Here is a 288-nt window from a genome sequence, read left to right on the forward strand (position 1 = left end):
GGCTTTAGGCAAAGCCAAATTGAATTACCTGGCTCATTATCTAGGCGATTTTTGCAGCCAGAAAGATCCCATTTTTGGCACCTGTCTGGAGCACAAACGCACCTAGTGTGTCTTTGACAGCAAAATGGCGCGCATTATCCAGGCCGAAGGACGTTTAAGACAATTAACTCCCAACGCTTTAGGAGATGCAGAGCATACACGCTGTGCGGGGCTCAGTGTGAATGAATTACAAAGCCTTGATAGGGGACGCATCGATTTTTTAAACCCTGTGTATCCATTTCCCCAGGG

General features: G+C 47.2%; 1 pseudogene. It reads left to right on the top strand.

The window, feature by feature from the left end:
- Window positions 1–118: 118 nt before the first annotated feature.
- Window positions 119–288: pseudogene (locus tag ACN4Z1_RS16000) on the top strand (hypothetical protein); the annotation flags it as partial.

This window comes from Legionella sp. ST3F1, assembly GCF_048553315.1.
Lineage (GTDB): Bacteria > Pseudomonadota > Gammaproteobacteria > Legionellales > Legionellaceae > Tatlockia > Tatlockia donaldsonii.